Source organism: Amycolatopsis sp. NBC_00348, from assembly GCF_036114655.1.
In the GTDB taxonomy this organism is placed as follows: Bacteria; Actinomycetota; Actinomycetes; order Mycobacteriales; family Pseudonocardiaceae; genus Amycolatopsis.
Map to the genome: position 1 here is coordinate 4,604,981 of NZ_CP107994.1, position 21,937 is coordinate 4,626,917.

General features: G+C 71.6%; 16 protein-coding genes. 10 read left to right on the forward strand and 6 right to left on the reverse strand.

Annotated elements, in window-relative coordinates; genetic code table 11:
• Position 1: 1 nt before the first annotated feature.
• Together OHS58_RS20025 and OHS58_RS20030 are read right to left on the reverse strand one after the other, a co-directional pair.
• Entirely contained in the window at positions 2 to 958 is a 957-nt protein-coding gene (locus OHS58_RS20025) for a threonine ammonia-lyase (RefSeq protein WP_328649409.1), read from the reverse strand.
• Between the two features lie 2 nt (positions 959 to 960).
• Positions 961 to 1,983: a LacI family DNA-binding transcriptional regulator gene (locus tag OHS58_RS20030; RefSeq protein WP_326948268.1), complete on the reverse strand. Its 1,023-nt coding sequence runs from the start codon at positions 1,981 to 1,983 to the stop codon at positions 961 to 963.
• A gap of 219 nt (positions 1,984 to 2,202) precedes the next feature.
• Between OHS58_RS20030 and OHS58_RS20035 the strand changes: the two genes are divergently transcribed.
• The 6 genes from OHS58_RS20035 to OHS58_RS20060 are packed head-to-tail and all read left to right on the forward strand — an operon-like array spanning position 2,203 to position 9,914.
• Complete coding sequence (locus tag OHS58_RS20035; protein ID WP_328649410.1) at positions 2,203 to 3,852, forward strand: ABC transporter substrate-binding protein; 1,650 nt, start codon at positions 2,203 to 2,205, stop codon at positions 3,850 to 3,852.
• Positions 3,853 to 4,851 (forward strand): ABC transporter permease, encoded by a 999-nt coding sequence (locus tag OHS58_RS20040; protein ID WP_326954382.1) that lies wholly within the window; start codon positions 3,853 to 3,855, stop codon positions 4,849 to 4,851.
• Positions 4,848 to 5,744 carry an ABC transporter permease gene (locus tag OHS58_RS20045; RefSeq protein ID WP_328649411.1) on the forward strand — a complete coding sequence of 299 codons (897 nt, stop codon included), beginning with the start codon at positions 4,848 to 4,850 and terminating at the stop codon, positions 5,742 to 5,744. Before OHS58_RS20040 ends, OHS58_RS20045 begins: the two co-directional genes overlap by 4 nt.
• Positions 5,741 to 6,727 carry an ABC transporter ATP-binding protein gene (locus tag OHS58_RS20050; protein ID WP_328649412.1) on the forward strand — a complete coding sequence of 329 codons (987 nt, stop codon included), beginning with the start codon at positions 5,741 to 5,743 and terminating at the stop codon, positions 6,725 to 6,727. The genes OHS58_RS20045 and OHS58_RS20050 overlap by 4 nt, the downstream gene beginning before the upstream one ends.
• Complete coding sequence (locus OHS58_RS20055) at positions 6,724 to 7,473, forward strand: ABC transporter ATP-binding protein (RefSeq protein WP_328649413.1); 750 nt, start codon at positions 6,724 to 6,726, stop codon at positions 7,471 to 7,473. Before OHS58_RS20050 ends, OHS58_RS20055 begins: the two co-directional genes overlap by 4 nt.
• A gap of 32 nt (positions 7,474 to 7,505) precedes the next feature.
• Complete coding sequence (locus tag OHS58_RS20060) at positions 7,506 to 9,914, forward strand: glycoside hydrolase family 2 protein (protein WP_328649414.1); 2,409 nt, start codon at positions 7,506 to 7,508, stop codon at positions 9,912 to 9,914.
• 3 nt (positions 9,915 to 9,917) lie between these two features.
• On the opposite strand, the gene OHS58_RS20065 is transcribed toward OHS58_RS20060, so the two are convergent.
• The gene (locus tag OHS58_RS20065; protein WP_326948261.1) at positions 9,918 to 10,307 is read right to left on the reverse strand and encodes a hypothetical protein; all 390 of its coding nucleotides are present in this window, start codon (positions 10,305 to 10,307) and stop codon (positions 9,918 to 9,920) included.
• Positions 10,308 to 10,430: 123 nt separating this feature from the next.
• Here OHS58_RS20065 and OHS58_RS20070 point away from each other — a divergent pair, with 123 nt between their 5' ends.
• Complete coding sequence (locus tag OHS58_RS20070; protein ID WP_328649415.1) at positions 10,431 to 11,546, forward strand: GDSL-type esterase/lipase family protein; 1,116 nt, start codon at positions 10,431 to 10,433, stop codon at positions 11,544 to 11,546.
• A gap of 36 nt (positions 11,547 to 11,582) precedes the next feature.
• Here the strand turns inward: OHS58_RS20070 and OHS58_RS20075 are convergent, their stop codons facing one another.
• Complete coding sequence (locus OHS58_RS20075) at positions 11,583 to 12,575, reverse strand: glycoside hydrolase family 26 protein (protein WP_328649416.1); 993 nt, start codon at positions 12,573 to 12,575, stop codon at positions 11,583 to 11,585.
• A 193-nt stretch (positions 12,576 to 12,768) separates the two neighbouring features.
• On the opposite strand from OHS58_RS20075, the gene OHS58_RS20080 reads away from it, so the two are divergent.
• Positions 12,769 to 14,076: an extracellular catalytic domain type 1 short-chain-length polyhydroxyalkanoate depolymerase gene (locus tag OHS58_RS20080; protein WP_328649417.1), complete on the forward strand. Its 1,308-nt coding sequence runs from the start codon at positions 12,769 to 12,771 to the stop codon at positions 14,074 to 14,076.
• A 126-nt stretch (positions 14,077 to 14,202) separates the two neighbouring features.
• The gene (locus OHS58_RS20085) at positions 14,203 to 16,125 is read left to right on the forward strand and encodes a hypothetical protein (RefSeq protein WP_328649418.1); all 1,923 of its coding nucleotides are present in this window, start codon (positions 14,203 to 14,205) and stop codon (positions 16,123 to 16,125) included.
• Between the two features lie 46 nt (positions 16,126 to 16,171).
• On the opposite strand, the gene OHS58_RS20090 is transcribed toward OHS58_RS20085, so the two are convergent.
• Entirely contained in the window at positions 16,172 to 16,465 is a 294-nt protein-coding gene (locus OHS58_RS20090; protein WP_247049910.1) for an STAS domain-containing protein, read from the reverse strand.
• A complete protein-coding gene (locus OHS58_RS20095) occupies positions 16,465 to 20,553 on the reverse strand; it encodes a SpoIIE family protein phosphatase (protein ID WP_328649419.1) in 4,089 nt (1,362 codons plus the stop codon). Before OHS58_RS20095 ends, OHS58_RS20090 begins: the two co-directional genes overlap by 1 nt.
• 167 nt (positions 20,554 to 20,720) lie before the next feature.
• Here OHS58_RS20095 and OHS58_RS20100 point away from each other — a divergent pair, with 167 nt between their 5' ends.
• Positions 20,721 to 21,935 carry an SGNH/GDSL hydrolase family protein gene (locus OHS58_RS20100; RefSeq protein WP_328649420.1) on the forward strand — a complete coding sequence of 405 codons (1,215 nt, stop codon included), beginning with the start codon at positions 20,721 to 20,723 and terminating at the stop codon, positions 21,933 to 21,935.
• Positions 21,936 to 21,937 lie beyond the last annotated feature (2 nt).

Below are 21,937 nucleotides of genomic sequence, written 5' to 3' on the forward strand. Positions count from 1 at the left end.
CCTACGGGAGGCCGGTGCCGAGCCAGCGGTGGTAGGCGGCCAGGTCGACGTTGCCGCCGCAGACGACGACGCCGACGTGCCGGCCGGCGAACCGGTCCCGGTCCTCGAGCACCGCCGCGACCCCCAGTGCCGCCGACGGTTCGACGACCAGCCCCGCGTGCTCCAGCAGCAGCCGCATCCCGGTGATGATCGACTCCTCCCGCACCAGGACGGCGTCGTCGGCGACGAGCAGCAGGTCGCCGAGGACCTCCGGGATGGGCCGCCGTCCCGCGACGCCGTCGGCGATGGTGCTGGTCGAGTCGGTGGTGACGACGCGCCGTTCCCGCCAGGACCGCGTCATCGCCGGCGCGCCCGCCGGCTGGACGCAGACGACCTCGACGCCGGGTGCGCGCGTCTTCAGGACGTGGCCGATCCCGGTGGCCATCGCGCCGCCGCCGAGCGCGATCAGGACGGCGTCGAACGGCGTGTCCAGCAGCTCCAGGCCGATCGTCGCCGCGCCTTCGCACGTCTCGAGGTCCAGGCTGTCCTCGACCAGCCGGATCCCGTCGTGCCCGGCGATGGCCACGGCCCGCTCCCGCGCCTCGTCGAAGTCGCCGTCGACCAGCTCCAGCCGGGCGCCCAGCGCGCGGATGCGCTCGAGCTTGACCGCGGGCGCGGACCGCGACGCCACGACGGTGACGGCCACCCCGCGGCCCCGCGCGGACCAGGCGAGGGCCTGGCCGAGGTTGCCCGCGCTGGCGCACACCGCGGCCCGGCCGCCCAGACCGCTGACGACGACCTCGGTGCCGCGGCCCTTGAAGCTGCGCACCGGGTTCGCCGTCTCCAGCTTGACGCTCACCCGGCAGCCGAGCGCCCGCCCGAGCGGCTCGCAGGGGTACAGCGGGGTGTCGAGGAAGACCGGGTCGATCACCGCGCGAGCCGCCCGGATACGGCTGAGGTCGAGACGCGTTCCGGGCATCGTCAGCGGTCCTGCGGAGCCCGGCCGGTGCTCGCCCGGGGCATCAGGATCGGGGCCGGCGCCTGGACGTGCCCGGCCGCGCCGACGGCCAGGATCTCGTTGAGCGTCTCGATGGCCAGCACGCCGTGCTGGGTGATGTGCCGGTCCAGCGCCGTCACCGCCGGGCGGACCAGCTGGCACAGCGCCGAATCGTCCCAGGACACGATGGACAGCTGCTCGGGCACGGAGACGCCCATCTCCTGGGCCGCGGCCATCGCCGACAACGCCATCACGTCGTTGTCGAAGATCACCGCCGTCGCGCGGTCGCGCTCCGACAGCAGGCGCCGCGCCGCCCGGGCGCCGCTGTCGCCCGAGTAGTCGCCGTGGACGGTCTTCGACCACTCCAGCCGGTGCGTCTCGGCCGCCTTGGTGAACGCCTCGTCCCGGCGCAGCGTGTGCGCGAACCGGTCCGGCCCGGCGACCCGGGCGATCCGCCGGTGCCCGAGCGCCGCGAGGTAGCCGACCGCCTCCTCCATCGGGGCCGCGTCGTCGGCCCACACGCACGGCACCTCGGCCGACTGCGGGTAGCCGAGCGCGACGGCGGGCAGCCCGATCTCGGCCAGGACGCCGGTGCGGATGTCGTTCTCGTGCAGGTCGACCACGATGACGCCGTCGACGCGCCGCTCGGCCCACCAGCGGCGGTAGGTCTGGATCTCGGCGTCCCGGTCGTCGGTGACGGCGAGCATCAACGCCGTCGAGGGGTCCGAGCGCAGCGCCATCTCGATGCCGGAGACCAGCTGCATGAAGAACGGCTCGATGCCCAGCACCTGGGCGGGCCGGTCGACGATCAGCCCGATCGCGCCCGACCGGGACCGGGTCAGCGCGCGGGCGGCGGTGCTGGGCCGCCAGCCCATCCGGTCGGCGATCTCCAGCACGCGCTCGCGCGTGGCCGCCGACACCCCCGGCTTCCCGTTGAGCGCGTAGGACACCGCTCCCGTCGACACCCCGGCCGCGTCCGCGATGTCCGAGATGGTCAGCCGCTTCATCGTGCTCCTCGGATAACTCGCTGACTCAATCGCTTCACCTCGCACGAGGCTACCCCGACATCGTTTCGGTCCATTGACATGACGTGACCGAGGTTACAAGATGTGAAGCGCTTAACCCAGGCCCGCCCCCGATCGCCGCCTGACGACACCGAGCTCTCCCAGTGCGACGTCAGCGAGGCCGTCCATCGAGTTAACCGCTTAAGCACTCCTGGAGTCCCCATGAAGGCCGGAAGGCACCGCCGCCTGCTCGCCCCCGCCGCCGTCGTCCTCGCGCTCGGCCTCGCCCTGAGTTCGTGCTCCAGCACCGCGACCAGCGCCGACGGCGTGATCATCACCGCCAACACCGGCGCGTCGGGCGCGTTCGTCCGCAACTTCAACCCGTTCCTGCCCAACCAGGCCCAAGCGGGCTACGGCGGCACCGTCTACGAGTCGCTGCTGTTCTTCGACATGGCCGAACGCCGCCCGCCGGTGCCGCAGCTGGCCACCGCGGCGACCTTCTCCCCCGACGGCCGGACGCTCACCGTCACCACCCGCGACGGCGTGAAGTGGCAGGACGGCCAGGCGTTCACCGCCCAGGACGTCGCCTTCACCTTCGACGCCATGATCAAGCACCCCGAGCTCAACACGAACGGGCTGACGCTGGCCGCCGCGACCGCGCCGGACGACCACACCGCGAAGATCACCTTCGGCCGGCCCGCGTTCAACCAGCTGTGGGGCGCGGCGGGCCGCACCCTGATCGTGCCGAAGCACATCTGGGAGAAGATCGCGGACCCCGCCACCGAGCTGAACCCGAACCCGGTCGGCACCGGGCCGTTCACCCTCGACTCGTTCTCGCCGCAGACGTTCCTGCTGAAGAAGAACCCGAACTACTGGGAGCAGGGCAAGCCCGCCATCGACGGCGTCCGCTTCATCTCCTTCAGCGACAACACGAGCGCGAACCAGTCGCTGCTGGCCGGGAAGATCGACTGGGGCAACACCTTCGTGCCCGACCCGCGGAAGAACTGGGTCGCCAAGGACCCGAAGACCCACCTCGTCCCGTCCGCCGGGATCTACCAGACCAGCCTCGTGCCGAACCTGACGGCGTGGCCGACGAACGACCTCGCCGTGCGGCAGGCGATGAACCTGGCGCTGGACCGCAAACGGATCGTCGACACCGTCTACTTCGGCATCGCCAAGGTGCCGAGCCCCGAACTGCTGCAGACCCCGCGCGACGACGGCTTCCGGATCACCGGCCCGGTCACCCGCGACCCCGCCGCCGCGCGGGCCGCGCTGGAGAAGGCCGGCTACACCCGTGGCGCGGACGGCGTCTACGTCGACAAGGGCGGCCGCCGCCTCGACGTCTCGATCAAGGTCGTCACCGGCTACACCGACTACATCCAGGCGTTGCAGCTGATGCAGCAGCAGCTCGCCGAAGCCGGGATCGCGTTGACCGTGCAGCAGGTTTCGAGCGCCCAGTTCAACTCCGACCGCTCCACCGGCACCTTCCAGCTGCTCATCGACGGCCTGGGCGGCAAGCCCGACCCGTACCAGCTCTACAACCAGGTGCTCGCCTCGGCGACGACCGCGCCGATCGGGCAGAAGGCCGCGTCGAACTGGTCGCGCTTCTCCGACCCGCAGGTCGACGCCGCGCTGGCCGCGATGGCCGGCACCGACGACGAGGCCGTGCTCAAGCAGCGCGCCCAGGAGATCGGCCGCGTGATGCTGGACAAGCTGCCCTACGTCCCGGTCTTCCAGAACAGCCCGAACGCGACGTTCCTCGCCACGAAGGTCACCGGCTGGCCGACCGACGACAACGCCTACGCGCTGTCGCGGGCGGACAGCTTCCCCGACACCGGGTTCGTCGCCAAGAACCTGAAGCCGGTCAAGTAGATGCGGTTCCTCGGCAAGAAACTGATGTTCTACGCGGTCGCGCTGCTCGCGGCGCTGTCGCTGAACTTCCTCATCCCCCGCCTCGCGCCGGGCAACCCGGTGGACGCGGTGCTGGCCCGGCAGTCGTCGATGGCGCCGGTCTCCCCGGAGGCCCGGCACTCGCTGGAACTGCTGCTGGGCGTGACCGATCGGCCGCTGTGGCAGCAGTACCTGGCCTACCTCGGGCAGATCTTCACCGGCGACCTCGGCCGCTCGGTGACGTTCTTCCCGGCGCCGGTCGGGGACATCATCGGCCAGGCCCTGCCGTGGACGCTGGGTCTGGTCGGTGTGGCGACGGTCGTGTCGTTCACGCTCGGCATCTCGCTCGGCGCGCTGGCCGGGTGGTTCCGCCGCGGGGTCGTCGACTCGCTCGTCGCGGGGTCGACGATGCTCGCCGCCATCCCGTACTTCTGGCTCGCGCTGGCCGCGCTGTACTTCCTCTCGGCCGGCCTGGGCTGGTTCCCGCTCGGCCTCGGGTACGACGTCGAGATCGAGCCCGGCTGGTCGGGCGAGTTCGTCGGCGACGTCGTCTACCACGCGTTGCTGCCGGCGCTCACGATCGTCGTCAGCTCGCTGGCCGGGTGGCTGCTGGGGATGCGGAACATGATGGTGTCCACGCTCGCCGAGGACTACGTCGTCACGGCGCAGGCGAAAGGCCTCAGCCTGCGGCGGGTGATGGTCACCTACGCCGCCCGCAACGCCGTCCTGCCGAGCGTGTCCGGCGTCGCGGTGTCGCTCGGGTTCGTCGTCGGCGGCGCGATCGTCACCGAAGCCGTGTTCTCCTACCCCGGCATCGGGTTCACGCTGCTGCAGGCGGTCCGCAACAGCGACTACCCGTTGATGCAGGGCATCTTCCTGATCATCACCCTCGCGGTGCTCGGCGCGAACCTGCTGGTCGACCTGCTCTACGCGGTCATCGACCCGCGCGTGCGCACGACGGCGAAAGCGGGTGCCCGATGACCCAGGCCGTGATCACGCCCGTCCGCGGCGCCGGGCGCGTCTCCGCGCTGACCCGGCGGCCGAAGTTCCTACTGGGCGCCGGCATCGTGGCGGTCTACGCGGCCGTCGCGGTCATCGGGCCGCTGCTGGTCGGCGACCCGCACGCGACCGGCGACGACCTCCTCGCCGGGCCGTCGGCGGCACACCTGCTCGGCACCACCAACAACGGGCAGGACGTGTTCGCCCAGCTGATCGTCGGCTTCCGGTCGTCGCTGCTGGTCGGCCTGCTCGCCGGCACGGTCACGATGCTGCTGGCCGCGCTGGTCGGGGTGGTCGGCGGGTACGCGGGTGGCTGGGCCGACGAGGTGCTCAACCTGATCGGCAACGTCTTCCTCGTCATCCCGGCCCTGCCGCTGATCGTGGTCGCCGCCAGCTACCTGCACTCCAGCGGGATCGCCGTGATCGCGCTGCTGATCGCGGTCACCAGCTGGGCCGCCTCCGCGCGGGTGCTGCGCGCCCAGACGGCGTCGCTGGCGCACCGGGACTACGTCGACGCCGTCCGCGCGTCGGGCGAACGCGGGTGGCGGATCGTCGTCGTCGAGATCCTGCCGAACCTCTACCCCATCCTCATTTCGCAGTTCGTGTTCGCGATGATCGGCGCCATCCTCGGCGAGGCCGGGCTGTCGTTCCTCGGGCTCGGGGACCTCAACTCCGTCACGTGGGGCACGATGCTGTTCTTCGCCCAGAACGGCGAAGCGCTCTCCCAAGGCGCGTGGTGGTGGTTCATCCCGCCAGGCCTGTGCATCGCGGTGCTCGGTGCGGCCCTGACGCTGCTGAACATCGGCGTCGACGAACTGATCAACCCGCGGCTGCGCGTGCAGCGCCGCGGCGGCGCCCAGGGGGATATCCGATGACGCCCGTGCTCCAGGTGCGCAACCTGCACGTCGACTACGAGACCGCCACCGGGCCGGTGCACGCCGTCCGCGGCGTCGATCTGGACGTCCACCGCGGTGAGCTGGTCGGCATCGTGGGCGAAAGCGGTTGCGGCAAAACAACTTTGGCCTACGCGATCACGCGGCTGCTGCGCGCCCCCGCGCACCTGACCGCCGGCAGCGTCACCTTCCAGGGTGTCCACGACACCGCGCCGGTCTCGGTGACGGCGTTGACCGGCGGCGCGCTGCGGAAGTTCCGCTGGGACCGGATGTCGATGGTGTTCCAGGGCGCGATGAACGCCCTCAACCCGGTCCAGCGGGTCAGCGCGCAGCTGCAGGACCTCTTCCACGCGCACCGGCCGCAGCTGACCAAGGCCGAACGCCGGGTGCGGGTGGGCGAACTGCTCGACCTCGTCGGCCTGCCCGAGCGGGTCGCCCGGTCGTACCCGCACCAGCTGTCCGGCGGCATGCGGCAGCGCGTGATGATCGCGATGGCCCTCGCGCTCGACCCCGACGTCGTCGTGATGGACGAGCCGACCACGGCGCTGGACGTCCTCGTGCAGCGGGAGATCCTCGACGCGCTCGCGGAACTGCGTCAGCGGCTCGGGTTCGCGGTCGTCTTCATCACCCACGACCTGTCGCTGCTGCTGGAGATCAGCGACCGCATCGCGGTGATGTACGCCGGGCGCGTCGTCGAGCTCGGCGACAGCGTGAAGCTGCGGGAGAAACCCCAGCACCCGTACACGGCCGGGCTGCTCAACGCGTTCCCGACGCTGCGCTCGGAGCGGCGCGACCGGCACGGCATCCCCGGCCACCCGCCGGACCTGGCGGCGCCGATCGCCGGGTGCGCGTTCGCCGACCGGTGCGGGTTCGTCCGCCCGGAGTGCACCACCACCGACGTCACGCTGCGGCCGGTCGGCGGCACCGACGTCGCCTGCCACCTCTACCAGGAGGTCTCGGCATGACCGAGCTGAGCGCGCACGACCTGGTGCGCGACTACTCCGGGTTCCGCGCGGTCGACGGCGTCAGCTTCACCGTCACCTCCGGGCAGACCCTGGCGCTGGTCGGCGCGAGCGGCAGCGGGAAGTCCACCATCGCCCGGATGCTGTGCGGGCTGGACCGGCCCACGTCCGGGACGATCACGATCGACGGCGAGCCCCGCCGTCCCGGCTACCGGGCGCTGCGGGAGTACCGCAAGCACGTGCAGCTGGTGTTCCAGGACCCGTTCGCCTCGCTCAACCCGGTCAAGCCGGTGCACCACCAGCTGGCGCGGCCCCTGCGCGTCCACGGGCTCGACGGCGACCGGAAGGCCGTGCTGGACCTGCTCGACCGCGTCCACCTGCGGCCCGCCGACCAGTACGCGGACAAGCTGCCGCACGAGCTGTCCGGCGGGCAACGCCAGCGCGTCGCCATCGCGCGGGCCCTCGCGCCCCAGCCGTTGGTGCTGCTGGCCGACGAGCCGGTGTCCATGCTGGACGTCTCGGTCCGGCTGGACATCCTGAACCTGCTGGAGGAACTCAAGCGGGACAACGATCTCGCCGTCCTCTACATCACCCACGACCTCGCCACCGCCCGGCACTTCTCGGCCACGACCATGGTGCTGAACGCCGGGCGCGTCGTCGAGATCGGCGACTCCGACCAGGTCATCTTCCACCCGGCGGACGACTACACCCGCCGGCTCGCCGCCGCCGCGCCCGACCCGTGGCGCTGACCCCCCTCCCATCCACCAGAAGGGACCCACCCGTGCGGATCGACCTCGGCGCCCGCGACTGGACGCTGCGCGCCTGCGGACCTCTGACCCACGTCCCGATCGAGCTGGCCCGCCGGCTCGCCGAAGGCATCCCGGCGGCCGTGCCGGGCACGGTGCACACCGACCTGCTCGCCGCCGGGCTCATCCCCGACCCCTACCTCGACCGCAACGAGAACGAACTGCAGTGGATCGGCCTCACCGGCTGGCGCTACGAGACGACGTTCGACCGCCCGGCCGCGCCCGGCGTCGTCGAGCTGGTCTTCGACGGCCTGGACACCGTCGCCGAGGTCGAGCTGAACCACCACGTCATCGCCACCACCGTCAACATGCACCGCTCCTACCGCGTCCCGGTGACCGACCTGCTCGCCGACGGCAACACCCTCGCCGTCACGTTCAGCTCCGCGGTCCGGTACGCCCGCGCCGAACGCCGTCGCCTCGGGGACCTGCCCAACCTGGGCAACGACGAGCCGTCGAACTTCATCCGCAAGATGGCCTGCAACTTCGGCTGGGACTGGGGGCCGAAGCTCGTCACCGCGGGCCTGTGGAAGACCGCGGCCATCGACGTCTGGGACGTCGGCCGGCTGCGTCAGGTCCGGCCGCTGGTGTCGGTCACCCCCTCGGGCGACGGCGTCGTCGAGATCCACGCCACCGTCGACGGCTCCGACGACCTCGTGCTGCGGGCTCGGGTGGGCGGTGTCGAAGTGTTTGGTCCCACCGGGTCGGCGATGTCGCTGACCGTCGAGCAGCCGCGGCTGTGGTGGCCGCACAGCCTGGGCGAGCAGCCGCTGCACCCGCTCACCGTCACCCTCGAAGCCGCCGACGGGTCCATTGTGGACACGTGGTCGCGCGAGATCGGTTTCCGCACCATCGACCTCGAGGACCTGGATGGCGCGTTCACCTTCCGCGTCAACGGCGTCCCGCTGTTCGTCCGCGGTGCCAACTGGATCCCCGACGACTGCTTCCCGCACCGGATCGACGCGGCCCGCTACGACCGCCGCGTCCACCAGGCCACCGGCGCCCGCATCGACCTGCTGCGCGTGTGGGGCGGCGGGATCTACGAAAGCGACGACTTCTACGCGGCCTGCGACCGGCGGGGTGTGCTGGTGTGGCAGGACTTCCTGTTCGCCTGCGCCGGCTACCCCGAGGACGAGCCGTTGCGCGGCGAGGTCGAGGCCGAAGCCCGCGAGGCCGTCGTCCGGCTCACGCCGCACCCGTCACTCGCGTTGTGGTGCGGCAACAACGAGAACTACATGGGCTGGTTCCACTGGGGCTGGCGGACCGAGCTCGCCGACCGCGACTGGGGCGCCGGCTACTACGAGCACCTGCTGCCGGACATCGTCGGCGAGCTGGACCCGACCCGGCCCTACATCCCCGGCAGCCCGTGGTCCGGCGACCCGGCCCGCGACACCCAGGACGACGACCACGGCTGCGTGCACATCTGGGACGTCTGGAACGAGCGCGACTTCAGCGGCTACCTCGAACGCGTCCCCCGGTTCGTCTCGGAGTTCGGCTGGCAGGCCCCGCCCGCCTGGGCCACGCTCACCGCGGCCGTCCACGACGACCCGCTGACGCCGGAGTCGCCGGGCATCCTGCACCACCAGAAAGCCAAGGACGGCAACGGAAAGCTCGCCCGCGGGCTCGCGCACCACTTCGCCGCGCCGGCGTCCACAGAGGACTGGCACTACCTCACCCAGGTGACCCAGGCCCGCGCCATCCGCACCGGGATCGAGCACTTCCGCGGGCACCGGCCGCACTGCATGGGCACGATCGTCTGGCAGCTCAACGACTGCTGGCCGGTGACGTCGTGGAGCGCGATCGACGGCGCCGAGCGGCGCAAGCCGCTCTGGTACGCGCTGCGTGAGGCCTACGCCGACCGCCTGATCACCATCCAGGAGCGGGACGGCGGCCCGGTCGCGATCCTGGTCAACGACTCCGCGGCCGCTTGGGAGGCCCCCCTCGAACTGCGCCGGCTCACCGTGGACGGCGAGATCCTCGCCAAGACGGGCACGACGGTCCGGGTGCCCCCGCGCGACACCGTGACGCTGCCGTTCGGCGACGTCGGCGTGGCCGGGGACCCGGCACAGGAACTGCTGGTCGCCGACACGGGCACCGAACGCGCGATCCGGTTCCTGGCCGACGACCTCGACATCGCCTACCCCGAGCCCCGGTTCGACACTGCCGTCACCCGGACCGCGACGGGCTACGACATCACCGTCACCGCGCGGTCCCTGGTCCACGAGCTGGCGGTGTTCGCCGACCGGCTGGCTCCCGACGCCGAAGCCGACCAGTGCCTGCTCACGCTGCTGCCCGGGGACCACGCGACGATCCGGGTGACCACGCGCTACCAGCTCGATCCGGCGCGGCTGACCGCTCGTCCGGTGCTGCGCTGCCTCAACGACTGAGGGTCAGGAGTCGGTGGTCTTGGCGCACGACACCGGCTGCCCGGGCCCCGGCGCGGTGGCCCGGGCCAGCTCCCGCTGGGCGTCGAGCAGGATGCGGCAGGTGAGCGTGAGGCCGCCGGTCGGCGTGGCGGTGATCTCCGCCTTCTGGCCGGCGGTCACCACCACGTCCTGTTTCCACGGCACGCCGACCGGCCCCTGCACGCTCTGCTGCGCGACCTCGTCCTTGTAGCGGTCGGGCGAGTTCGCGTAGCCGACCTTCGCCAGCGTCCCGTTGTCCTGCCCGGTCACCTCGTAGGTGATGGCCCACGACTTGCCGGTCGGGTTCGAGCACCCGGCGACGCCGACCAGCGCGCCGCAGAGAACCACCGTCCCGACCACTCCCCTGATGTCCATGTCCTGACGGTAGAGCCGGCGCCCGGGCCCGGCATCGCACCGAAGACTGACATCCGATAGTGCGATGGTCGTAGCGCACCTCGTGATCTTGACAGCAATGGAATGCCGTTCCAGACTGGCGGCATGCGATGGCAGCCGACGTGGACCCAGGCGATGACGGACTTCCGCGGCGAAGACGAGGAGCCGCCCTTCGCCGACGTCACCGTCCGCATGACGGTGCCCGCGAGCATCGGCGGCCACCACGTCCGGGCGGAGCTGAGCAACCGGTTCGGGGACGAGCCCGCCGTGATCGGCCACGGCGCGATCGGCGTCGGCGGCCGCTGGCTCGACGTCACCTTCGACGGGCAGCGCACCACGAAGATCCCGGCCGGCGAGTCGCGGTGGACCGACCCGGTCGAGCTGGCCGTCGGCCACGGTGACCACGTCGAAGTCGACCTCTACCTGCCCGAACCGACGCCTTACGCGACCGCGAACGGGTTCCGGTTCCAGCGTTCGACGACCCCGGGAGACGTCGTGGGTTCGCGGCGGTTCCCGGCGGCCGAGACTGGACTCGCGTCCGAGGGGACCGGGTGGTCCCTGCCGTCCGGCGGGCCGTTCCTGCGCGCCGTCGAGGTCAGCGGCACGGAGGCCGCCGCGGTGATCGTGTGCCTCGGCGCGTCCATCACCACCATGGGCTGGCCGCAGCTCACCGCCGCGCGGCTTCCCGCCGGGGCGCGGATCGCCGTCCTGAACCGCGGGATCCCGGGCAACCGGATCCGGCACGACGCCCCGTCCGCGCACCCGTCCTGGGGTCGGTCCGGGCTGTCCAGGTTCGACGACGACGTCCTCGGCACCAGCGGCGTCACCCATGTGGTGCTCGCCCACGCCGGCAACGACATCGGCCTCCCGGGAGACCACGCGCCGCTCGGCGAGCTGCCCACGGCCGCGCAGCAGATCGACGCCTACCGGCAGCTCGTCGACCGGGCGACCGCGGCCGGGCTCGGCGTCGCGCTCGCCACGATCACGCCCATGGCGCCCGAGCTGGGCGACGACCGGGAGCTGATCCGCCGTGCGGTGAACGACTGGATCCGGACGTCGGGCCACGAGTACGCCGACTTCGACGCAGTACTCCGCTCCGCCGCGGACCCCGCGCGCATGGCGGCCGAGTACGACGCCGGCGACCACCAGCACCCCAACGTCACCGGCGAAAACCTGCTCGCCGGCGCGATGGCCGAAGTCATCCCGCGGTTGCTGCGGTGAACCGGGTGCCGGGAGCGCCTCCCGGCACCCGGGACGTCAGCCGCGCTGCATCTCGCCGAGCACCAGCACGCGCCCGTCGAAGTACGTGCGCTGGATGGCCGCGTTGGAGTTGCTGCCCTGCAGGTACTCCGACCACTCCATGAAGTACGTCCACTTCGGCTGCGACGCCAGCAGCTCCGGCGACGGGATCGTCCCGGTCTCCCCCAGCGCGATCGGCTTGCCGTGCGAGACGTTCAGCATCGCCTGGTAGTCCGAAGAGGACGAGTTCGCCTTCATCCAGACGTCCAGCGCCGCGACGTCGACGTAGCCGTCACCCGGGTAGTAGCTCGCGATCGACCCCATGTTGACGTCCTTGACCGCCCAGTCCCACACGATGCTCGTGAGCCCCTTGCCGACCAGGTAGTCGTGGGTGATCCGGTAGAGGCCGGCGCTGCCGCCCAGGCCCGGGCGCCCGCCCCACCACGCCCAGCTGTCGTTGAGCTCGTGCAGCGGCCGGAACAGCAGCTGGACACCCGCGTTCTGCAGCTGCTGCAGGTAGGGCACGATCTCGTCGAGCCGTGCCTTGTAACGGTTGTTGAGGTTCGAGCCGTTCGTCATCAGCTCGCTCCACTGGGCGTCGCTGAGCTTGCTCATCACGCCGGACGACCAGTCGCACGAGCTGCCTTGCGTGGGCGGGCACATGTGCCAGGTCATGGTCACGACCGCGCCGTGGCTCCATTCGAGCTTGGCCTGGTCGATCACCGCCTGCCGGTTGGCGACGTCCGAGCCGCCGAAGAAGAAGTCACCGCCCCACAGGCCGGGGTACTGGCCGGTGATGTCGTGCGCCTTGCCGGTGTAGAACGACGGCTGGTTCGCGGGTTCCTTGTTGTGCTGCCCGGCGATCGTGTACTGGCCGGAGATCTGCTTGAGGTAGTTGAGGGTGCCGCCGGCCCGGGGACTGGCGACGGCGGCGCCGGGCGTGGCCAAGGCCGTGGCGACGAGCGCGGCCGCGGCGAGGATCGTACGAGTCTTGCGCAAGCGTGGGGACACAGGCTGACTCCTCTGCGGTGAGGGCGTATTAAGCGCTTAAGAATGACAGCTCCGGCGTATCCCCTGTCAAGACATCCCGTGACAATCCACCGCGGCTTGTCCTGCTCATTGACAATCATTGACCGGCGATAACACCGCTGTTCTACTGACAAGACCGGTGCTTAAGCGGTTGATCTCGGGAACGGAGTTCGCCTTGTACCTCAAACCCATCCTCGTCCTCGCGATCGCGGCCGCCACACTCTGCGCCGCCCCCGCGGCGCACGCGGCGACCGCCGGCCCGCTCACCGGCCTGGCCGGCAAGTGCGCGACGGTCACCGGCGGCGCGACCGCCGACGGCACCCGGATCCGGCTGAGCACGTGCACGGGGTCCGGCGCGCAGAACTGGACCGTCCAGGACGACGGCACGATCCGCGCGCTCGGGAAGTGCCTCGACGTCCAGGGCGGCTCGGCCGCGAACGGCACCCCGATCCAGCTGTGGAGCTGCCTGGGCAACACGCACCAGAAGTGGAGCTACGACAGCACTTCCGGCCGGCTCGTCAACCCGGCGACGGCCGGGTGCCTCGACGTCACCGGGCAGTCGAGCACCGACGGCACGCCGTTGCAGCTGTGGACGTGCAACAACCAGACGAACCAGCGGTGGACGCTCCCCAGCGGTCCGCCACCGGCCTGCCCGCGCACCCCCGGACAGTCCGTCGTCCCGGTCGACTACGCCGGAAAGCGTTACCCCGTCACGGTTTACGTTCCCGCGAACGCCCCGGCGACCGCACCGCTCGTGCTCAACCTGCACGGCAGCGGCAGCACCGGCGCCGGCCAGCTGAGCTACTCGAACATGGCCGCGGCCGCCGACGGCTACCTCGCGGCGTTCCCCGAAGGAGCGATCTCGTACCAGGGCGGCCTTTCGTGGAACGTCCCCGGCGTCGGCACGCCACCGGCCGGGGCGCGCGACGACGTCGGCTTCCTCGACCAGGTCATCACGACGCTCACCGGCACGCTGTGCGCCGACCCCCACCGGACCTATCTCACCGGGTACTCCGGCGGCGGCCGGATGACGTCGGCGTTCGCGTGCGCGCGGCCGGACCGGATCGCCGCGATCGCCCCGGTGGCCGGGCTGCGCGCGGGCCGGCCGACGCCCGGGAACACGTCCGTCCCGGATCCGGCGTCCTGCCGGCCGGGCGTGCCGGTCCCGGTGATCGCGTTCCACGGCAAGCAGGACGCCACCAACCCGTACGACGGCGGCGGCACCGACCTCTGGCAGTACTCGGTTCCGGTGGCGCAGCAACGCTGGGCGTCCATCGACGGCTGCGGCACCGGCCCGTCGACCACCCAGGTGAGCACGCACGTCACGCTGACGACGTACTGCGACGTGCAGCTCTACACCGTAGCCGACGGCGGCCACACCTGGCCCGGTTCCCCGCAGGCCAAGCCGGAGAACGGCAACACCACCCACGAGATCGACGCGAACACGCTGTTGTGGCGGTTCTTCGCCGCGCACTCGCGCTGAGACCCGGTTTTCATCACACCCGTTTGACATGGTCCACAGTGGACAGAAGTGGGGCAAACCCGGCTGAACCGCCCGGTGTTCCCCGCCGTGTGCAGTGGTGAGGTGGCGACCCGAAAGGAGGGGCTGATGCCCCACTTGCGCACGTCCGGACGACACCGCAAACCGGCGACGATCGGACTAGTCGCCCTGCTGGGAGTAGCGGCCGCGACCGCGACGGCGATCGCCCTGAGCAGCCCGGCAAGCAACGCGGCGACGGAGAACTGCACGGGGCTCGACACGGCACTGCAGAACAACCTGGGTTTCATAGCAAGCCAGCAGCTGACCCCGGACGCCCAGTCCCCGGCCCGCATAGCCAACCGCCAGGCGGTGGTGGACCAGATCCAGCAACGCAGGCAGGACGCGGGCTGCCAGGGAGCGGTAACGGCAACCCAGGCGGCGGTCAACTGCGCAGCGGTGGCCGGAGCCGCGGACGAGGTCGCGGTGGCCGACCAGAAGGGCATGGCCGGTCAGGCCAACGGTGCGGAGCAGAACGGCATGGCGGGCAAGAACGGCGCGGCCGGCGACAACGGTGCCGAGCAGAACAGCATGGCTGACCAGAACGGTGCCGCGAGCAAGAGCGGCGCGGCAGGTAAGAGCGGTGCCGCGGGCAAGCACAGCGCGGCGGGCGAGAACGGCGCAGCCCAGAAGGGCGCAGCAGGCAAGAACAGCGCGGCTGCGGGCGAGAACGGCGCAGCCCAGAAGGATGCGGCCGGCAAGAACGACGCGGCCGAGAACGGCATGGCTGCCCAGAACGGCGCAGCCGCCGAAGACGGCGCGGCGCAGAACGGGATGGCCGACCAGAACGGCAAGGCGGACCAGTCCGAAGCAGCCGACCAGGCCGCGGCAGCGGACCAAGCCGCGGCGGCCGACCAGGCGTGCGCGGTCGTGCAGCAGTGCCTGACCCAGGAAGCCGCGACCGCGGACACCAACGGCATGGCCCAGCAGAACGCGACCACCGGCCAAGCCGGCGCGGCAGACCAGAACAGCATGGGCAACCAGAACGGTATGCAGAACGGTGCGGCCGATCAGAACGGTATGGCCGCCCAGCAGGGCATGGCTGACCAGAACCAGGCCACCGACAACAACGGCGCTGCCGACAACGGGATGGCCGGCCAGAACCAGGCAGCAGCTCAGAACGAGGCCGCCGACCAAAACGGTGCGGCGCAGAACGGCACGGCCGGCCAGCAGGACGCGGCAGCCCAGAACGCGGCCGCCCTCCAGAATTGCGCGGCCGTCCTGAGCTGTGTGGCCCAGGCCGATCCCAACGCGGCGGCCGACCAGAACGGCATGGCCACCGGCCAGGCCGGGGCGGCCGACGAAAACGGCATGGCCCAGCAGAACGGTGCGGCCGACCAGAACGGTGCAGCCGGCCAGAAGGGTGCAGGCGGCCAAAACGGTGCAGCCGGTCAGAACGGGATGGCCGACCAGCAAGGCATGGCGGACCAGTCCCAGGTAGACCAGAACGGCATGGCCGCCGACCAGAGCGAGGCAGCTGACCAAAACGGCACGGCCCAGCAGGACGGTGCGGCCGATCAGAAGGGTGCAGCCGATCAGAAGGGTGCAGCCAAGAACAAGGGCAAGGCCAAGGCGAACGCCAAGGACGCCGCCGGTCAGGAGGCCGTGGACCAGGCGGCCGCCGTCGCGGTCGACTGTGTTGCCCAGGCCGCCGAAGGCGCCCAAACCGCCGCGGGCGACCCGGCCACCGCAAGCAACCAGGCCACCGATGGCGACCAGGCGACCGAGACCCAGGCCGCCGGTAATGCTGAGACCGTCTGCGCCGGCTCCACCGTCACCCTCTCCGGTGAGGCCGGTTCCCCCGCAGCGTCCAGCAACCAGTTCGCCGTCGGCACCATGCTGAAGGTCACCAACCTGGACAACGGCAAGTCCATCACCGTCCCGGTGACGTCGACCTCCGGCAGTTGCGCGCTCCTGAACAACACGGCTTTCAACCAGATCCACGAAGCCGGCAAGCAGCTCATCCGCAACGCGAAGATCCAGAAGGTCGGTTGACGGCCCCCGGGGCGTGCGTCGGCGCAAGGTCGACGCACGCTCCGGGTCACTGGCGAGGCTGGTGGACCTTCACGACCTCGCTCAGGCCGGATACCGTCAGCACCGGGGACAGCAACGGGGAAGCCACCAGTTCCAGGTGGTCGGCGTGGTCGAACAACACCGCGATGCCCGCGCTGTCCAGGTACTCGACGTCCGTCAGGTCCAGGACGAGCAGTTCCGTGGTCTCCTCTAGCGCCGCGGCCAGCGCCGGGGCGTTGCTCATGTCGATCTCACCGCCGGCGGCCAGGACGGTGGTGCCGTCGGGACGTCGTTGCGGGACAAGTGAAAGCGGAGTGGTCATCACACGATCCTGGTCAGCATGTCGACGGTGGTACCGGTGGCGGTGGTGTTGATGGTGACCTCCTGCATCATCGCGCGCATGAACGTGATGCCGTGGCCGCGGGAGGAACCGGGGGCCGCGTCCGCCGCCTTCCAGCGGCCGGTGTCCGCGATCGTGAGGCGCAGGCTGTCGGCGAAGGCTTCGGCGCGGAGCAGGACGATGTCGCCCGGGGTGTCGCGGTGGCCGTGCTCGATCGCGTTGGCGCAGGCTTCGCCCGCCGCGACCAGGACGTTCTGCGCCTGCTGGGCGTCGAGCTGGCACTGGCCGAGCCAGGTGCGCAACGTCTTGCGCACGCGGCCGAGCTCGCCCGCCTCGGCCGGGAAGCTCACCTCCAGCGGCCCGGGGTGGCGGTAGAGCAGCAGGGCGACGTCGTCGTCGTAACCCGCGGTGGGCGCCAGGCGCCGCATGAGGTCGCCGGCCAGGTCCTCGACCGCGTTCACCCGGCCGTCGTGCAGGACCTGCCCGGCCCGCTCGATTCCTTCGTCCAGCGACCGTTTTCGCCGCTCGACGAGACCGTCGGTGTACAGCAGCAGGGTCGCGCGGGCGGGGATGGTGTGGACGGCTTCGGGGCGCGGGCGGCCGGGGCGGACGCCGAGGGGCACGGACCGGCCGCCTTCGAGCAGCAGCGTTTCGCCGTCGGAGAGCGCGAGGATCCCCGGCGGGTGCCCGGCCGTGCTGTAGGTCAGCTGCCCGGTCCCGGGGTCGAGCACGCCGCAGAAGACGGTGGTGCACAACGCGCCGTCGAGCTTGGCCGCGAACTGGTCCAGCGCCATCAGCGTGTGCGCCGGCCGCGGGTCCTGCAGCAGCAGCGCGCGGCACGCGCTGCGCAGCTGCCCCATCACGGCGGCCGCGTGCAGCCCGCGGCCGACGCAGTCGCCGACGACGATCCCGATGCGCCCGTCGGACAGCGTGACCGTGTCGTACCAGTCGCCGCCGACCTCCAGCGGCCGCGTCGCGGGTTCGTAGCGGACGGCGAACCCGGTGGGCAGGTCGGCGGGGCCGAGGATGGCCCGCTGCAGGGCGACCGCGGTCTCGCGCTGCTGGTCGATCTGGTGCGCGCGGCCCAGGCTCGGCCCGATGTGGCCGGCCAGCAGCGACAGCAGCAGCCGGTCCTCGTCGGTGAACGGGCGGCGGTCGCCCAGGTCGATCAGCAGCGCCAGCCGGCCGTGGGGGTGTTCGAGCACGGTCCCGGACCACGTGTGGCCGGAAACCGGGGCCAGCAGCGAGCCCTGCCGCAGCTCGCCGAGCGCGCGGCGCTGGTCGTCGGGCAGGTTTTCCCAGGTGACGGGCGGGTCGGCGTAAGTGCGCGTGGGTTCGTCACCGGCGCCGAACACCGAGGCGACGACGCCTTCGGCGCGCCAGAGGTCCTTCAGCTCGCTCAACGCGCCGGCCATCGCGTCCGTCAGCGTCGTCGCCTCGGCCAGCCGGGTGCTCATCGACGCCAGGGCGCTGTCGCGCTGGATCGCGTAGTGCTCGGCGGTGACGTCGCGGAAGGTGCCGACGATGACGGCCCGCCCGGTGTCCGGGTCCTGGGCCTGGGCGAACGCGGCGCGCGCCCACAGCCGGTGGCCGTCGCGGTGGGTGACCGGGATCGTGTAGGTGCCGTGGGTCCGGCCGAGCAGGGTCGCGAACGCCTCGTCGACCGCTCGATAGCCTTCGGGATCGGTCTCGGCGCTCGGCCACCACGGGTGCACCGGGTGGTAGGGCAGCCCGTCGGTGCTGTAGCCGAGGATGTCGGTGAACGCGGCGTTGATCTCGATCACCGCGCCGTCGGCGTCGCAGACGAAGAAGGCCTCCTGCAGCGAATCGACCAGCGCGGTGCGCCAGCGGGCCTGGTGCGTGCGCAGCCGCGCGAGCTCGACGTTGGCCCGCACCCGGGCGAGGAGCTCGGCCGCCGCGAACGGCTTGATCAGGTAGTCGTCGGCGCCGGCGCGCAGGCCTTCGATCGAGGCCTCCTGCCCGGCGCGGGCGGACAGCAGCAGTGCGGGCATCGACGCGGTGCGCGGGTCTTCGCGCAGCGCCGCGACCAGCTCGAGGCCGCCGAGCCGGGGCATCATGACGTCGCTGACCACGAGGTCGAACGCCGTCGCCCGGGCCGCTTCCAGCGCTTCCTGGCCGTCGGTGACCGCGTCGACCTGGTAGCCGGCGTCGCTCAGCAGCCGCGTGAGGTACTCGCGCATGTCGGCGTTGTCGTCGGCGACGAGCACCCGCGTCGCCGACGCGGGGGCCGAGAGGGGCCGCGTCTCGCCGTCGGCGTCGGGCGTGCTGGGCAGCCAGCGCAGGGCTTCGTGGACGTAGGCGGCGGCGTCCGGGGCCTCGGTGCGGCCACCCGCCGGGATCAGCGCCTCCGCGGGCAGGTGCGCGGACCCGAACGGCAGTCGGATGGTGAAGGTGGTGCCCGCGCCCTCGACGCTGCTCGCGGTGATCGTGCCGCCGTGCAGGTCGACGATCTCCTGGGCCAGCGCCAGCCCGATGCCGCTGCCTTCGGTGGAGCGGGCGCGGGCGTTCTCGATGCGGTGGAACCGCTGGAACAACCGGGGCAGCTCGCCTTCGGGGACGCCGATCCCGGTGTCCGCGACCGTGACGGCCGCCTGGTCCCCGTCGGCTCGCATCGTGACGGTGATGGCGCCGTCGAAGGTGAACTTCAGCGCGTTGGACAGCAGGTTGAAGATCACCTTCTCCCACAGGCCGCGGTCGAGGTACACGGGTTCGCCCAGCGGCGGGCCGTCGACGTCCAGGCGCAGCCCGGCCTTGTCGATGGCGGAGCGGAACACCCCGGCGAGCTCGGCGGTGACCTCGGCCAGGTCCACCGGTTCGAACCGGGCCTGCATGCGGCCGGCCTCGAGCCGGGAGACGTCCAGCAGGGTGTTGACGAGCTTGCCCAGCCGCACCCCGTTGCGGTGGATGACGTCCAGCTCCCGGCCGGTGCGCTCGTCGGTGCCGCCGACGCGGGCCCGGAGCTCGTCCAGCGGGCCCATGATCAGGGTGAGCGGGGTGCGGAACTCGTGGCTGATGTTGGAGAAGAACGCCGTCTTGGCCCGGTCGAGCTCGGCCAGCTCCTCGGCCCGCCGCTGCTGGGCGTGGAAGCTGCGGGCGCCGCCGATGCCGGCCGCGAGGTGCCCGGCGACCAGCTCGACGAACCCGCGGTAGCTCTCGTCCAGCGCGCGGTAGCGGTTCAGCCCGGCCACCAGGAAGCCGTACGGCGTGCCGCCTTGTCGCGCCAGCGGGACCAGCAGCGCCTGGGTGGGCGGCTCCGGCCAGTCGCCCGCGGGCAGCTCGGCGAAGGGCGCCAGGTCGACGAGCACGGACTCGCCGCCGGGCGGGGCGGGCCACACCGCGGCGGGATCGTCCGCGGCGAGCGTGGCGGGAGCCGCCGGGTGGTCCGCGGCGATGCCGGTGAAGGCCGCGCGCCGGACGACGCCGTCGTCGCCGAAGAGGTAGGTCAGCGTGAAGGGCAGGTCCCGCCGGTTGCGGTCGAGCTGCCGGCCGGCGAAGGCCAGCGTCTGCTGCTCGGTGCGCACGACGGCCGGGTCCGAGCCCAGGTCGCGCAGCGTCGAGAGCCGCCGGTCGGCGATGACGCGGTCGGTGTCCTCGCGGACCACGCACAGCATGCCGACCACGACGCCGTCGTCGTCGCGCAGCGGGCTGTAGGAGAACGTGTGGTACGACTCCTCCGGATAGCCGGACCGCTCCAGGTAGAGCAGCAGGGCCTCGTCCCAGGTCGCCTGCGCGGTGGCGAGCACGGTGGCGATCCGCGGGCCGATGTCGTCCCAGATCTCGGCCCACACCTCGCTCGCCGGCCGCCCGAGGGCCCACGGGTACTTGCGGCCCAGCGTGTCGCGCCGGTAGGCGGCGTTGCAGAAGAACGTCAGGTCCGGGCCCCAGGCCATCCACATCGAGAACCGGGACGACACGAGGATGTCCACCGCGGTCCGGAGGCTCTGCGGCCAGCCGGACGGCGGGCCGAGCGGGGTCGCCGCCCAGTCGACCGCGGCCAGGTCGCGGCCGACGTCGCCGTCGGCGAAGAACACGTCGTCGGAACCGGCCACGTACGCCCCTCCCTCACGGTGCACCCGGGCCGGTCGCCGGCCGTCCCCCGGATTCTACGACCCGGCCGGGCCGGGCACGAACCGGTCCCGCACAAACAACTTCTGGCCATTTCGGAAAACGCGCGGTAAAACTGTGGTCTCCCCACCGAAGAAGGTGATTTCCCGTGATGACCAAAAGGGCCCTGCTGGCCACGGCGACAATAGTTTCGCTGATTTCGGGCAGCACGAACACCGCCGTTGCCGAAACCGATTCCGCCGCAGTTCAACGGGTTTCGGCCTGGTCGCCGAGCATGACGATCGGCGGCCCGAACTTCACCGACCGGACGCTGCGGATGGTCGTGCACCCCAGCGTCGGCGGTGCCGCCCTACGCGTGCACCTGTCCAACCTGCGCGGCACCACTCCCCTCGCCGTCGGCGCGGTGAGCCTCGCGCTGCAGGCCGGCAAGGCGACCGCCGTCGCGGGCTCCGGGCACGCAGTGACGTTCTCGCACGCGAAGACGTTCACGATCCCGGCGGGCCAGGAGGTCGTCAGCGATCCGGTGCCACTGTCCGTGCAAGCGGAACAGAACCTGCTCGTGAGCCTGCACCTGCCCCAGGCGACCAGCTCGGCGACCTGGCACTCCGACGCGTTCGACGTCTCCTACCTCTCGAAGCCGGGCAACTTCGCCGCCGACACCGAAGACGGGAACTACGTCACCGCAACGACTTCCTGGTACTACCTGTCCGGTTTGGACGTCGTCTCCCCTGCCGCGCGCGGCACCGTGGTGGCCTTCGGCGACTCCATCACCGACGGCTACAACACCCCGGCGAGCGCGTACCGCCGCTGGCCGGACGACCTCGCCCGCCGGCTGGCCGGGCCGCACCCGAGCGCCGTGGTCGACGCCGGGATCGGCGGCAACCGGGTGCTGACCGACGTGCCGAACATCTGGCAGGGGGTCAGCGCCCTCAAGCGGTTCGCCCACGACGCGCTGGCGCAACCCGGTGTCCGGACCGTGATCCTCTTGGAGGGCATCAACGACATCGGCAACAACGCCGGCCCCGGTGGCGTCCCGCTGACCGCGCAGCACCTGATCGACGGCTACCGCGAGCTGATCCGCCAGGCGCACGCGGCCGGCGTGCGGATCATCGGCGGAACCATGCTGCCGGACAAGGGATCCGGCGGCTACAGCGAGCACGGCGAGACCATCCGCCAGGCGGCGAACGCCTGGATCCGCACCGGCGGGCAGTTCGACGGCGTCGTCGACTTCGACCAGGCGACGCAAGACCCCTCCGATCCCGGAGCGCTGCGGGCCGGCTTCGACTCGGGTGATCACATCCACCCGAACGAAGCCGGCATGCAGGCCATGGCCGACGCGGTCGACCTGCGGCTGCTGAACCGCTGAAC